Raw genomic sequence first — 13,005 nt, 5'->3', positions numbered from 1 at the left:
GACGGCGGTCCGCTCAGCGGCCGGGGACGAGCTCCGGGTCGCCGGGGACCGGCTCGGCCGGGTCGGCGCCCAGGGCGACCACCCTGTTGTCCCGGTCCACGTGCACGATGTGGGGCACGTGCTCGGCGCGCTCGGCCTCGGTCATCTGCGCGTAGGAGATGATGATGACCAGGTCTCCGGGGCTGACCAGGCGGGCGGCCGCACCGTTGATCCCGATGACGCCGCTGCCGCGCTCGCCGGTGATCGCGTAGGTGACGAGCCGGGCACCGTTGTCGATGTCGACGATGTGGACCTGTTCGCCGTCGACGATGTCGGCGGCGTCCAGCAGGTCGGCGTCGATGGTCACCGAGCCGACGTAGTGCAGGTCGGCCTGGGTGACGGTGGCGCGGTGGATCTTGCCGTTGATGAGGGTGCGCAGCACTGCTCGGTCCTCGTTTCAGGTGTCTTGCGGACTACAGGCCCCTCGCGGGGTCCCGTGCCCCTCCATGATGGACTCCGCCGTGACCGCTTTCGACCACGGGGTGCCCATCGCACGCAACACCCCTTTCAGGACGCGTGTTCCGCCGCCTCGCGGCCCCCGTCATCCCACCGACCCGGGGGCGTGCGCCTCCCGGGGCAGTTCGGCCGGGTCCAGCGCGCCGGTCATCACCGCGACCGCGTCGGACATGGAGCAGCCCGCCGGGTCCAGGACGGCGGCGCGCCGCCCCAGCCGCTGCACGTGCACCCGGTCGGCGACCTCGAAGACGTGCGGCATGTTGTGGCTGATCAGGATGACGGGCAGCCCGTTGTCGCGGACCCGCAGGACCAGGTCGAGCACCGCCCGGGACTCGCGCACGCCCAGCGCGGCGGTGGGTTCGTCCATGATGACCACCTTGTTGCCGAACGCGGCCGCCCGGGCCACGGCGACCGCCTGGCGCTGTCCGCCGGAGAGGGTCTCCACCGCCTGGTTCGGGTTCTGGATGGTCATGATGCCCAGGTCGTCCAGGTGCCGGGCGGCCTCCGCGCGCATCCGGGGGCGGTCGAGCATCCGGAACACCGAGCCGAGGATCCCGGGCCTGCGCGGCTCCCGCCCCAGGAACAGGTTGGCGGCGATGTCCAGGGACGGCGAGACGGCCAGGCTCTGGTGAACGGTCTCGATGCCCGCCTCGCGGGCGGCGATCGGGGTGGGCAGGCGCGTCGGGACGCCGTCGACGAGGATCTCCCCCTCGTCGGGGACCAGCGCGCCGGACAGCGCCTTGATGAGGCTGGACTTGCCCGCGCCGTTGTCCCCGATGACCGCGAGGATCTCCCCGGGGTACAGCTCCAGGTCGGCCCCGGCCAGGGCGGTCACCCGGCCGTAGCGCTTGACCAGGCCGCAGGCCTGGAGGACCGGCTCCCGCGGGGCGGCGGGGGCCTGCTCGGACACGGTGTCCTCCGCTGAGGTGGTCTGGTTCATCGCCGGGCCTTCCTGATCCACTGGTCGAGGGAAACGGCGAGGATCACCAGGACGCCCACCGCGAAGTTCTGCCACAGCACGTCGACCCCGGCCAGTGACAGGCCGTTGCGGCACACGCCGACGATGAGCGCGCCCATGACCGTCCCGACGATCATGCCGCGCCCGCCGAACAGGCTGGTGCCGCCCAGGACGACGGCGGTGATGCTGTCGAGGTTGTCCATCATCCCGGCCTGCGGGCTGGCCGAGGCGATGCGGCCGATGAGGATCCACGCGCCGACCGCGTAGACGAGCCCGGCCGCCGCGTACACGCCCAGCAGGACCCGGTCGGTGCGGATCCCCGACAGCCGGGCCGCCTCCCGGTCGTCGCCGACGGCGTACACGTGGCGCCCCCACCGGGTGGCGTGCAGCGCGTAGACCAGCACGCCCAGCAGCGCCAGCATGAGCAGGGAGCCGTAGGTGACGCGGGCGCCGCCGATCTCCAGGACCCGGCCGGTCCACAGCAGGACCGGGGACATGTCGACGCCGCGGACGGTCTCGCTGCGCGAGATCCACAGGTTGAGGGCGAAGAAGATGTTGAGCGAACCCAGGGTGACGATGAACGGGGGCAGCTTGACCCGGGTCACCAGCAGGCCGTTGAACAGCCCGCACGCGGTACCGCACACCAGTCCGGCGAGCAGGGCGAGCGGCCCGGGCAGCCCCAGGTCGGCGGAGAGCCGGCCCATGACCATCGAGCACAGGACCATGATCGACCCCACCGACAGGTCGATGCCCGCGGTGAGGATGATGAGGGTCTGCCCCAGGGCCAGGGTGCCGATGACGGCGGTCTGCTGGAGGATCAGCGAGATGTTGGTCGGTCCCAGGAAACCCGGGCTGATCACGGCGAACACGGTGACGGCCACGATCAGGACGGCGGCCGGCCCCAGGGTCGCCTGGGAGTGCAGCAGCCGCTGCACGCGGTCGAGGGGGCCGGCCGGGCGCACGTCGTCGATGACCGGCGGCGCCGGTGCGGGGGCGGGCGGGGAGGTGGTCACGGTGGTCTTCCTTCGTGGTCGGGGTGGTCGCGGCGCGGGTCGTCAGCCCCAGCAGTTCTCCAGGCCCCAGGCGCTGTCCTGCGACTCCACGCCCTCCATCGGCGCGTCGGTGACGAGCTGCACGCCGGTGTCGACGAAGTCCAGACCCTCGCTCGGTTCGGGGGTCGTGCCGTCGGCGGCGTGCGCGGCGACCGCCTCCACACCCTGGGCGGCCATGTCGAGGGGGAACTGCATGGAGGTGGCGCCGATGACGCCGTCGGCGACGTTCTGCACGCCCGGGCAGCCGCCGTCGACCGACACGATGACGACGTCCTCCTCGACCCCGGCCGCCTTGAGCGCCTCGTGGGCGCCCGCGGCGGCGGGTTCGTTGATGGTGTAGACGAGGTTGAGGTCGGGGTCGCGCTGGAGGAGGTTCTCCATGGCGGTGCGGCCGCCCTCCTCGGCGCCCTCGGTGACCTCGTGGCCGACGATGCGCGGGTCCTCCTCGTCGCCGATCACCGCCGGGTCGGCGAGGTCCACGCCCAGGCCCTGGAGGAAGCCCTGGTCGCGGCCGACGTCAACGGCGATCTGGTTGGGGTTGAGGTCGAGCATGGCCACGCGCGGCTCCTCGCCGCGCTCCTCGAAGTGCGCCGCGGCCCACCGGCCGATGAGCTCCCCGGCGAGGAAGTTGTCGGTGGCGAAGGTGGCGTCGACCGCGTCGGCGGGGTCCACGGGGGTGTCCAGGGCGATGACCATGATCCCGGCGGCGCGGGCCTGGTCCAGGACCGGGACGATCGCGGCGGAGTCGTTGGGGGTGATGAGGATGCCGTCGGCCCCGGCGGACATGAGGTTCTCGACGGCCGCGACCTGGCCCGCGTTGTCGCCGTCGTACTCGCCCGCGTAGGTCTGGAGGGTGACGCCGTTCTCCTCGGCCGCGGCCCGGGCGCCCTCGGCCATCTTGACGAAGAAGGGGTTGGTGTCGGTCTTGGTGATGAGGCCGACCAGGATCTCGCCGTCCCCGGCGCCGCCCTCCTCCGCGCAGGCCACGAGGGACAGGGTCAGGCCGAGTCCGGCGGTCGCGGCCAGGGCGCGGCGGGGCCAGGGGGTGCGGTGCTCCATGGGGGTCTCTCCTCTGAGGCGTTCCGTGGGGGCGGGACGGCTCGGGTGAACGTGATCGAGGCCACCCGAGACAACGATGTCCCGAAAGTTTCCGCGAGACTGCGCCACCGTGTCAATACCCTTTATCGCTTGAGTTCAGAGGCCCGAAAAGGCTTCCGATCCACCGTTGACAACGTTGACTCAGACGGGCAAGGTGAGCCACGTCACCGCTCGTCGCCGCCCACCACCCCCCGCGACGGGCGAGAACGGAGAGCCCCGTGCACCGACGCCCGCGCGCCACCCTGGCGGTGCCCAACGCACTGGCCGTCACCGCGGCCCTGACCCTCACCGGAGCCGTGCAGCCGACCGCGGCCGCGACCGCGGACCACCCGCACCGGCCCGTGATCCACTTCTCCCCCGACCGGAACTGGATGAACGACCCCAACGGGCTCATCCACCACGACGGCCTGTACCACCTGTACTTCCAGTACAACCCCGAGGGCGACCGCTGGGGCAACATGTCCTGGGGGCACGCCACCAGCCCCGACCTCGTCCACTGGACGGAACAGCCGGTCGCGATCCGGTTCACCGAGCAGGAGCACGTGTTCTCCGGGAGCATCGTGTACGACGAGCACAACACCAGCGGCCTGGGCACCCCGGAGAACCCGCCGCTGGTCGCCGCCTACACCAGCGCCTACACCCCCGCCTCCGAACGGCCCGGCGTCCAGGCCCAGTCCCTGGCCTACAGCCTCGACGGCGGGTACACCTGGGAGCGCCACGCGGGCAACCCGGTCCTGGACATCGGCCGCTCCGACTTCCGCGACCCCAAGGTGTTCCGGTACGAGGAGGGCGGGTACTGGGTGATGGCCGCGGTCGTGGCCACCGAGTACACCGTGCACTTCTACCGCTCCGAGAACCTGCGCGACTGGGAGTTCCTCAGCGACTTCGGGCCCGCCCACGCCGCCGACGGCATCTGGGAGGTCCCCGACCTGTTCGAACTGCCCGTCGACGGCGACCCCGACGACACCCGCTGGGTACTGATCGTCAACCTCAGCCCGGGCGCGATCACCGGCGGCTCGGGCGCCCAGTACTTCGTCGGCGACTTCGACGGCATCACGTTCACCCCCGACCACCTCGTGGACCCCGGCCCGCCCCCGGGCGACCTCATCGCCGACTTCGAGAACGGCTACGGCGACTGGGATGTGGTCGACGACCTCGACGGCACCGGCGGCCCGGGGCCCTTCGGGGACGCCCCGGCCGGCGGCACCCTGCCCCACCAGCAGCAGGTGCTGGGACGGGTCGGCGACGGCCTGGTCAACACCTACCTGGGCGGCGACGGGCCGCGCGGCCACGCCACCTCGCCGGAGTTCACCGTCGGGCGCGACCACATCAACCTCAAGGTCGGCGGCGGGCACCACCCCGACACCGGGGACGGCGGCCACGCCTCGGTCGACCTGCTCGTGGACGGCGAGGTGGTGCGCACCGCCACCGGGCGGAACACCGAGCACCTGGACTGGGTGGCCTGGGACGTCTCCGAGTTCGCCGGGCGCACCGCGCGCATCCGGATCGACGACGACGCCACCGGGCAGTGGGGCCACGTGCTGGTCGACCACATCGTGCAGTCCGACCACCCGCAGCCGGGCCTGGCCGCCTACGACTGGCTCGACCACGGCCGCGACCACTACGCGGCGGTGTCCTTCAACGACGCCCCCGGCGGGGAGCGGATCACCATGGCGTGGATGAACAACTGGCAGTACGCCGAGGCCACCCCCACCGCGCCCTGGCGCGGGGCGATGACGCTGCCCCGGCGGCTGGAGCTGCGCACGGTCGACGGCCGGCCGCGCCTGTTCCAGAACCCGGTCGACCGGCTCACCGAGGTGTACGGCGACCCCGTCCTGGACCGGCCCCGCATCCCGGTCACACCCCACCAGGGGTACGCGCTGCCCTCCGTCGGCCAGGGCCGGGCCTACCAGGTGGAGGCCACCCTGCGCCCGGACCGGGCACAGGAGTTCGGTCTGCGGGTGCACGAGGGCGGCGGGCAGGCGGCGGTCGTCGGCTACGACACCCGCACGGAGGAGTTGTTCGTGGACCGCACGAACAGCGGGAACACCGGGTTCCACCACGCCTTCCCCAGCCGCAGCGCCGCCCGCCTGCCCCTGACCGACGGCGCGGTGCGCCTGCGCGTGGTCGTGGACACCTCCTCGGTCGAGGTGTACGCCGCCGACGGCCTGGTCGCCTTCACCGAGCTCGTCTTCCCCGACCCCGCCCACACGGGGCTGTCCCTGTACGCCCTGGGCGGCCACGGGATCGCGGAGGACGTGACCGTCCGCCCGCTGGTACCGGACGGCTCCGGTCACTGACCCGGGACCATGGTGAACAATGAGACCGTCCCGGGCGTCGGACCACGCCCGGGGCGGTCCTGTCGTCGACGGAGAAGAAGATGCGGGTGTCGGTGAATCACAGCGAGGGCCCCGGGGCCGCCTCCGAACCGGTGCGCAGGGCCACCATGCGCGACGTCGCCGCCCTGTCCGGGGTGAGCATCAAGACCGTCTCGCGCGTCATCAACGGCGTGCCCTCGGTCTCCGAGGAGCTGCGCGACCGCGTCACCCGCGCCATCGTCCAGCTGGACTTCCAGCCCAACCTGGCGGCCAGCAGCCTGCGCCGCACCGACGGGGCCACCCGCCAGATCGCCCTACTGCTGGAGGACGTCGCCAACCCGTTCTCGGCCACGCTGAGCCGGGCCGTGGAGGACGCGGCCCGCGAACACGGGACGCTGGTGCTGGCGGGCAGCCTGGACGAGGACCCGCAGCGGGAGATGGAGCTGGTGCGCGCGGCCACCCTGCACCGGGTGGACGGCATCGTGCTGGTCCCGGCCGGCCTGGACCACGGGTACCTGCACCGGGAGATCCGCAACGGGACACCGGTGGTGTTCGCCGACCGGCCCCCGCGCGGCCTGGCCGCCGACGCGGTGCTGGCCACCAACGCCGAGGGGGCGCGGGAGGCGGTGCTGCACCTGGCCGACCACGGGCACACCGAGATCGCGTTCCTGGGCGACGAGCACCGGATCAGCACCGCGGTCGAGCGGCTGGCCGGGTACCGGGCGGCACTGGCCGAGCGGGGCCTGCCCGAACGGCCCGGCCGTGTGGTCTGGGACCTGCCCGACCCGCAGAGCGCGGCCAGGGCGGTGGGCGCGATGCTGGACTCCGACGACCCGCCCACGGCCCTGTTCACCGCGCAGAACCTGGTGACGATCGGCGCCATCCAGGCCCTCCAGGCCCGTGGCCTGCACCGGGAGGTCGCGGTGGTGGGGTTCGACGACTTCCCGATGGCCGACCTGCTGATGCCCCGGGTGACGGTGGTCGCCCAGGACGTGATGAGCATCGGGGCGCTCGCGGTGAGCCGCCTGTTCGAGCGCATCGCGGGCGACGCCTCCCCGCCCCGCGAGGAGCGGGTGCCCACCTCCCTGGTCGCCCGCGGCTCCGGCGAGATCCCCCCGCCCCGCCGCTGAGCGGCGGAGCGGGTCATGTCCCGTGGAGCGGTGTGAGAACAACGGTTGTTCGGACAAGAACGCATCGCCGACCAGCGCGCCGTCACCTCTGTGGCCCTGGAGTCGAACGAAGTCACACCACTCGGCGGGACACCATCGCGGAGCGGGGCCGAGAGAGCGCCCCTACGTGAGCGAGGAGTAGGCGACCACCCCGCGGCGGACCAGGTCGGAGGCCTTGCGGGCGGTGGAGCGCACGTTCTGGTCACCGGTGGCCCCGGCGATCTGGCCGAGCATGTCCACCAGCATCTTGGCGGTGCGCACGAAGTCGCCCGCGGTCATGTCGGACCGGCGCAGGATCGCGTCCAGCCGGTCGCCGCGCGCCCACTGGTGGGCCGTCCACACGAACCCCAGGTCGGGGCGGCGCAGGAAGCTCACCCGGTGGCGGGCCTCCACCTCGTTCAGCTCACCCCACAGCCGCACCATCTCGGCCAGGGTGTCGTCCACCCGGCCGCCGGGCAGGCGCGGGTAGGCCTCCTCGTTGCGGCGGGCCTCGTACACCAGGGACGCCGCGCAGGCCGCCAGCTCCACCGGGGTGAGGTCCTTCCACAGCCCCCGGCGCAGGCACTCGGCGACCAGCAGGTCCAGCTCCGAGTACACCTTGGCCAGGCGCGCCCCGTCGTCGGAGACGTCGTCGCCGTCCAGGTACCCCAGGTCCTCCAACACCCCGCACACGCGGTCGAAGGTGCGGGCGATGACGTGGGAGCGGCCCTCCACCCGGCGGCGCAGGGACTCGGTCTCGCGCTCCAGGCGGTGATAGCGCTCCGCCCAGCGGGCGTGGTCCTCGCGTTCGGCGCAGCCGTGGCAGGGGTGCTCGCGCAGCTCGGCGCGCAGCCGCAGCACCTCGGAGTCCTCCCCCGCGTTGCGCGACCCCCGCTCGTAGACGGGCTCGGTGCCCTGCTCCCTGAGCTTGTTGCGCAGCGTGGAGGCCAGGTCCTGGCGCGAGCGCGGCGACTTGGCCGAGAACGACTTGGGGATGCGCATCCGCCCCGACGCGTGCACCGGGACCGGGAAGTCCACCGCGTTGATCCGCTTGACCTGCTTGTCCACGGTGAGCACCAGCGGCGCGGGCAGGTCGTGGCGCAGCCCCGGGTCCAGCACGACGGCGTGCCCGGTGTGGCGGCCCGCGGGGATGCGGATGATGTCGCCGGGGCGGAGCTTCTCCAGGCTCTCCAGCGCCTCCTCCCGCCGCCGCGCCGACCGGTTCTTGGACAGCATCGCCTCGCGGTCGCTCAGCTCCCGACGCAGCCGGGCGTACTCCATGAAGTCGCCCAGGTGGCACTCGGCGGACGCGGCGTACCCCGCCAGCGCCTCCTCGTGCTTGCGCAGCTGCTTGACCAGGCCCACCACCGCGCGGTCGGCCTGGAACTGGGCGAAGGACTCCTCCAGCATCGTGCGGCTGCGCCGCCGCCCCACCTGGCCGACGAGGTTGACGGCCATGTTGTAGGAGGGCTGGAAGCTGGAGTTGAGCGGGTAGGTGCGGGTGCCCGCCAGCCCGGCGATGGTCTCGGGGTCGCTGCCCGCCTGCCAGACGACGACCGCGTGCCCCTCCACGTCGATGCCGCGCCGCCCGGCCCGCCCGGTGAGCTGCGTGTACTCGCCGGGGGTGAGCTGGACGTGGGCCTCGCCGTTCCACTTGTCGATCTTCTCGATGACCACGGTGCGGGCGGGCATGTTGATGCCCAGCGCCAGGGTCTCGGTGGCGAACACGGCGCGGATGAGCCCGCGCGAGAACAGGTGCTCGACGATCTCCTTGAACGTCGGCAGCATCCCGGCGTGGTGGGCGGCGATCCCGCACTCCAGGGCGCGCAGCCACTGGTCGAACCCCAGGACGGCCAGGTCGGCGCCGGGGATGTCGGCGCAGCGGGCCTGGGCGTACTCGCGGATGGCCTCGGCCTCCTCGGGGGTGGTCAGGACCAGCCCCGAGGACAGGCACTGGCGGACGGCGTCGTCGCACCCGGCCCGGCTGAAGATGAACGTGATGGCCGGCAGCAGCCCCAGGTCGTCGAGTTCCTCGATGATCGCCGGGCGCGAGGGCGGCGCGAACCGGCTGCGCGGGCGCATCTTGCCGCGTGAGCGCGACTGCGGGTGCCGCTTGCGGTGGGCCAGCTGGGTCAGCCGGGAGTCCTCCTCGGCGATGCGCGACAGCCGCGGGTTGATCCGCAGCGTCTGCCCGCCCACGTGGATCTCGCGGGGCTGCCAGCCGCGGTCGCGTTTGCGCTTCCGGCCGCCCCTGCGGTCCCGGCCGCGGTCGCGACCGCGCTCCCCGTCGCCGTCCTCGGAGTCCTCGCGGTCCCCGCCGCCGGTCTCCTGCGCCGCGTCCAGGTCCACGAACAGGTCGTGGATGCGCTCGCCCACCATGACGTGCTGCCACAGCGGGACGGGCCGCTTCTCGTCCACGATGACGGTGGTGTCGCCGCGCACCTGCTGGAGCCACTCGCCGAACTCCTCGGCGTTGGACACGGTGGCGGACAGGGCGACCATGCGCACCGACTCGGGCAGGTGGATGATCACCTCCTCCCAGACCGCGCCGCGGAACCGGTCGGCGAGGTAGTGGACCTCGTCCATCACCACGTACGCCAGGCCGCCGAGGGTGGCCGAGCCCTCGTAGAGCATGTTGCGCAGCACCTCGGTGGTCATCACGACCACCGGGGCGTCGCCGTTGACGCTGTTGTCACCGGTCAGCAGCCCGACCCGGTCGGCGCCGTAGCGCGCGACCAGGTCGTTGAACTTCTGGTTGGACAGCGCCTTGATGGGCGTGGTGTAGAAGCACTTGGTGCCCTCGGCCAGGGCCTGGTGGACGGCGAACTCGCCGACCACCGTCTTGCCCGAGCCGGTGGGGGCGGCCACCAGGACCCCGTGGCCGTTCTCCAGGGCTTTGCAGGCCCGGATCTGGAAGGGGTCGAACTCGAACCCGTACAGCCCCTGGAACGCCTCGATGGCGGGGCTGGAGGCGCCCTGGCGCCGACGGAAGGCGGCGTACCGCTCAGCGTGACTACTCATATGGCTCACAGCCTATGAGGTCAGCTCCAACATCTCGACCGACTTCGGCACCACCTCGCACACCAGCGGCGGCACCCCCAGGCGTTCCCCGTCGGCGTAGACGGGCACGCCCTCGGCCCGGATGGTGACGGTGCGCCCGCGTTCGGCGATGATCTCGGGCCGGGCGAGGTGGCCGCCGGTGAAGACCAGCGGGAACAGCCGCAGGAAGCGGGCCGTCGGCGTCTCGCGGCCGAAGACCACGTCGATGAGGCCGTCGTCGGGTTCGGCGGCGGCGCACACCTTCATGCCGCCGCCGTAGGAGGTGGTGTTGCCCACGGCGACGAGCATGCCGGGCTCGTCGATGACCCGGCCGTCCACGTCGATCTCGTAGCGGACGGCCTTGAAGGACCCGAGTTCGGCGATGACGCCCGCGAGGTATCCGGCCCGGCCGGCCCTGAACCGGAACCCGTTGACACGTTCGTTGACGCGGGCGTCGAACCCGCAGGCCAGCACGCTGAGGAAGTGGCGGCGGGTCCCGTCGGCCAGCTCCACCCGCACGCAGTCGACCGAGCGGGTGCGCCCGCGCAGGACGGCGGCGGCCACGTCGCGCATCGACCCGCGCGGGCGGCCGAAGGCGCGGGCGATGTCGTTGCCGGTCCCGGCGGGCACCACGGCCAGGGGGACCCCGGTGCCGACCAGCCCCTGTAGGGCCTGGTGGACCAGCCCGTCACCGCCCACGGCGACCAGGGCGTGCGGGGCGTCGGCGGCGGCCAGGCGGGCCAGGCGTCGGCTGTCGGCGGCCGACCCGCCGCTGTAGACGTGGACGTGCGCCCCGGCCTCCCGCAGCGCCTCCTTGAGGCGGACGGCGGTGACGGCGGCGCGGCGTCGGCCCGACTTGGGGTTGACCAGCAGGGCGATGTGAGGGGACGGCATGGGGGTCCTTCGCTACCCGGGGGCGGGGAGGGTGTACGGACGGCGCGGGGACGCCGCACACCCTCGCGCCCGGGTGTGCGCGGACGGCTCAGGAGGCGTCGGTCTCCCGTGCGGCCGCGGCGGCTTCCTCACGCTGACGGCGATGGTACTCCTCCATCGCCTTGGGGCTGTTCAGCGGGGAGGGGACCCATCCGACCTCGACGTCCACCTCGCCGCGCTGGATCCTGGCCTCCTCCTCGGTGAGGTACTCCTCGGGGATGTCGAACTCGCCGTCCCGGGCCCCCAGGACGAACGCCTCCCACTCCGCGGGGGTGAAGAACAGGGTGCCCTTCTCGGGGGACTTGCCGTCGCGGACCGCGCGGAAGCCGTCGTCGAAGGTGGCGACCTCCACGATCGCCGCCGATTCGGGGTCGGACAGGGAGGAGCGCATCCACACCGCGTCGGTGGTGTCGTGCCACTTCTCGTTGCCCATGGCCTCGGGCGGGAGCTCCCGCCCGGTCTGTGTCTGCTCGCTCATCGGATGTCCTCTTCATACTGCCGGGGACGCCGCCCGGGGGCGGAGAAAGCGGTCGGCGCCGGGGGCCCGACGACCCCCGACGCCGACCCTAGCGTGTACGGGAGGCGCTCAGGAGCGCTTGCCCGCTTCCTCCTCCAGGTCCGGATCGTCCAGGGAGGAGGGGGTCTCGTCCAGTTCGGAGGCCTCGTCGTCGGACAGGTCGCCGTAGGGGTCGTGCCGCTTCCTGCGGCGGTCGTTGAGGAACGCGAACAGCTCGGCGATCTCGAACAGCAGCACCAGCGGGACCGCCAGGGCCAGCATGGAGATCGGCTCGGCCGGGGTGACGACGGCGGCCAGGACGACCGCGGAGAAGATGATGACCCGGCGCCACTTGGCGATGGCGGCGTGCGGCAGGATGCCGATGATGTTCAGCAGGGCCACCAGCAGCGGCAGTACGAAGCCCAGGCCGAACATGGTCATCATGATGAGCATGTAGCTCAGGTACTCGCCGATGGTGAGGAAGGGCTCGGCGTCGTCGGGCAGGAAGCTGAACAGCACCTCCAGCGCGTAGGACGTGATGAAGTACGCCAGCGTGGCACCCGCGAGGAACAGCACCGCGGCCAGCGGGGCGAAGACGTAGGCGTAGCGCTTCTCCCGGGTGTGCAGCGCCGGGGCGACGAACGCCCACAGCTGGTACAGCCAGAAGGGCGCCGAGGCGATCGCGCCGACGAACAGCCACACCTTGAACGCGACGAAGAACGCGTCGAAGGGGCCGGTGACGATGAGGGAGCAGCCGTCCTGCGCCGCGACCTTCGACTCCGGCAGCGAGCAGTAGGGCTCCTTGAGGAACTCCCACACGTAGTCGTAGGCGAAATAACCGACCACGCACCCCAGGGCGAGCGCGATCCCCGCCTTCACCACGCGGTTGCGCAGCTCGCGCAGGTGCTCCATGAGCGGCATCCGGGCTTCCGGGTCGGCCGCCCGGCGTCGAGCCCTCATCCTGTGGTCACTCTTCTCTCCCTCGGGGCCGCGCACCCGTCGTGGGACCGCCTGCCCGGGCACGACGCGCCCTCGGCGCCGCACCCGTCACCGCGGCCCACCGGGGCCGCGCGAGCCCGCCGTCACTGCTGGTTGTTGTAAGGCTGGGGCTCGCCGGCCTCGTTGACGATGCGCTGGCCGGGCGGCAGCTGCGGGTAGGACTGGGCCTGCGGCTGCTGCGGCTGCGCCTGGGGGGCGGCCTGCGGCTGCTGCTGCGGCTGCTGCGGCTGCGCCGGGGCCTGCGGCTGCGTCTGCTGGGCCTGCGTCTCGTTCTGCTCGTCCTCGTTGTCCACCAGGCCCTTGCCCTCGGCCTTGAGGATACGGGCGCTGCGGCCCAGGTTGCGGGCCAGGTCCGGGAGCTTCTTGGCCCCGAACAGCAGCAGTGCGATGACCAGGAGGATCAGGATCTCACGTGCCCCGATACCCATCCTTCTCACTTCCTTTCGCGGCGCGATCAGGCGCCTTCGAT

At 72.4% G+C, this 13,005-nt stretch carries 11 protein-coding genes; 2 read left to right on the top strand and 9 right to left on the bottom strand.

What is annotated here, in order from left to right; translation table 11 throughout:
- Positions 1–13: 13 nt before the first annotated feature.
- The 4 genes from panD to QJS33_RS06530 all read right to left on the bottom strand — a co-directional run bounded on the left by panD (position 14) and on the right by QJS33_RS06530 (position 3,564).
- The gene (gene panD / locus QJS33_RS06545) at positions 14–421 is read right to left on the bottom strand and encodes an aspartate 1-decarboxylase (RefSeq protein WP_306366952.1); all 408 of its coding nucleotides are present in this window, start codon (positions 419–421) and stop codon (positions 14–16) included.
- A gap of 159 nt (positions 422–580) precedes the next feature.
- Positions 581–1,435, bottom strand: a complete 855-nt coding sequence (locus tag QJS33_RS06540) for an ATP-binding cassette domain-containing protein (protein WP_306366951.1) — start codon at positions 1,433–1,435, stop codon at positions 581–583.
- Positions 1,432–2,466: an ABC transporter permease gene (locus QJS33_RS06535; protein ID WP_306366950.1), complete on the bottom strand. Its 1,035-nt coding sequence runs from the start codon at positions 2,464–2,466 to the stop codon at positions 1,432–1,434. The genes QJS33_RS06540 and QJS33_RS06535 overlap by 4 nt, the downstream gene beginning before the upstream one ends.
- A 42-nt stretch (positions 2,467–2,508) precedes the next feature.
- Complete coding sequence (locus QJS33_RS06530) at positions 2,509–3,564, bottom strand: substrate-binding domain-containing protein (RefSeq protein WP_306366949.1); 1,056 nt, start codon at positions 3,562–3,564, stop codon at positions 2,509–2,511.
- A 257-nt stretch (positions 3,565–3,821) separates the two neighbouring features.
- On the opposite strand from QJS33_RS06530, the gene QJS33_RS06525 reads away from it, so the two are divergent.
- Both QJS33_RS06525 and QJS33_RS06520 read left to right on the top strand, forming a co-directional pair.
- A complete protein-coding gene (locus QJS33_RS06525; RefSeq protein ID WP_306366948.1) occupies positions 3,822–5,903 on the top strand; it encodes a glycoside hydrolase family 32 protein in 2,082 nt (693 codons plus the stop codon).
- A gap of 80 nt (positions 5,904–5,983) precedes the next feature.
- Entirely contained in the window at positions 5,984–7,051 is a 1,068-nt protein-coding gene (locus tag QJS33_RS06520) for a LacI family DNA-binding transcriptional regulator (RefSeq protein WP_306366947.1), read from the top strand.
- A gap of 162 nt (positions 7,052–7,213) precedes the next feature.
- On the opposite strand, the gene QJS33_RS06515 is transcribed toward QJS33_RS06520, so the two are convergent.
- The 5 genes from QJS33_RS06515 to tatA all read right to left on the bottom strand — a co-directional run bounded on the left by QJS33_RS06515 (position 7,214) and on the right by tatA (position 12,964).
- Complete coding sequence (locus tag QJS33_RS06515) at positions 7,214–10,090, bottom strand: RNA helicase (protein ID WP_306366946.1); 2,877 nt, start codon at positions 10,088–10,090, stop codon at positions 7,214–7,216.
- 12 nt (positions 10,091–10,102) lie between these two features.
- Entirely contained in the window at positions 10,103–11,002 is a 900-nt protein-coding gene (locus tag QJS33_RS06510) for a diacylglycerol kinase family protein (RefSeq protein WP_306366945.1), read from the bottom strand.
- An 88-nt stretch (positions 11,003–11,090) separates the two neighbouring features.
- Positions 11,091–11,519 carry a DUF397 domain-containing protein gene (locus tag QJS33_RS06505; protein ID WP_306366944.1) on the bottom strand — a complete coding sequence of 143 codons (429 nt, stop codon included), beginning with the start codon at positions 11,517–11,519 and terminating at the stop codon, positions 11,091–11,093.
- A 108-nt stretch (positions 11,520–11,627) separates the two neighbouring features.
- Entirely contained in the window at positions 11,628–12,458 is an 831-nt protein-coding gene (gene tatC, locus QJS33_RS06500; RefSeq protein WP_306367014.1) for a twin-arginine translocase subunit TatC, read from the bottom strand.
- 161 nt (positions 12,459–12,619) lie between these two features.
- On the bottom strand, positions 12,620–12,964 hold the full coding sequence (gene tatA, locus QJS33_RS06495) for a Sec-independent protein translocase subunit TatA (RefSeq protein ID WP_306366943.1): 345 nt from the start codon (positions 12,962–12,964) through the stop codon (positions 12,620–12,622).
- Between the last annotated feature and the right edge of the window lie 41 nt (positions 12,965–13,005).

Source organism: Nocardiopsis sp. CC223A, from assembly GCF_030766825.1.
In the GTDB taxonomy this organism is placed as follows: Bacteria; Actinomycetota; Actinomycetes; order Streptosporangiales; family Streptosporangiaceae; genus Nocardiopsis.
The sequence above is the reverse complement of the archived record's forward strand: the minus strand, read 5'-3'. Positions and strand labels throughout refer to the sequence as shown.

What these genes read in the sequence shown, in the direction of transcription:
- tatA (WP_306366943.1), bottom strand. Translation starts at nt 12,964, where the DNA reads ATGGGTATCGGGGCACGTGAGATCCTGATCCTCCTGGTCATCGCACTG.
- QJS33_RS06530 (WP_306366949.1), bottom strand. Translation starts at nt 3,564, where the DNA reads ATGGAGCACCGCACCCCCTGGCCCCGCCGCGCCCTGGCCGCGACCGCC.
- tatC (WP_306367014.1), bottom strand. Translation starts at nt 12,458, where the DNA reads ATGCCGCTCATGGAGCACCTGCGCGAGCTGCGCAACCGCGTGGTGAAG.
- QJS33_RS06515 (WP_306366946.1), bottom strand. Translation starts at nt 10,090, where the DNA reads ATGAGTAGTCACGCTGAGCGGTACGCCGCCTTCCGTCGGCGCCAGGGC.
- QJS33_RS06505 (WP_306366944.1), bottom strand. Translation starts at nt 11,519, where the DNA reads ATGAGCGAGCAGACACAGACCGGGCGGGAGCTCCCGCCCGAGGCCATG.
- QJS33_RS06520 (WP_306366947.1), top strand. Translation starts at nt 5,984, where the DNA reads ATGCGGGTGTCGGTGAATCACAGCGAGGGCCCCGGGGCCGCCTCCGAA.
- QJS33_RS06510 (WP_306366945.1), bottom strand. Translation starts at nt 11,002, where the DNA reads ATGCCGTCCCCTCACATCGCCCTGCTGGTCAACCCCAAGTCGGGCCGA.
- QJS33_RS06540 (WP_306366951.1), bottom strand. Translation starts at nt 1,435, where the DNA reads ATGAACCAGACCACCTCAGCGGAGGACACCGTGTCCGAGCAGGCCCCC.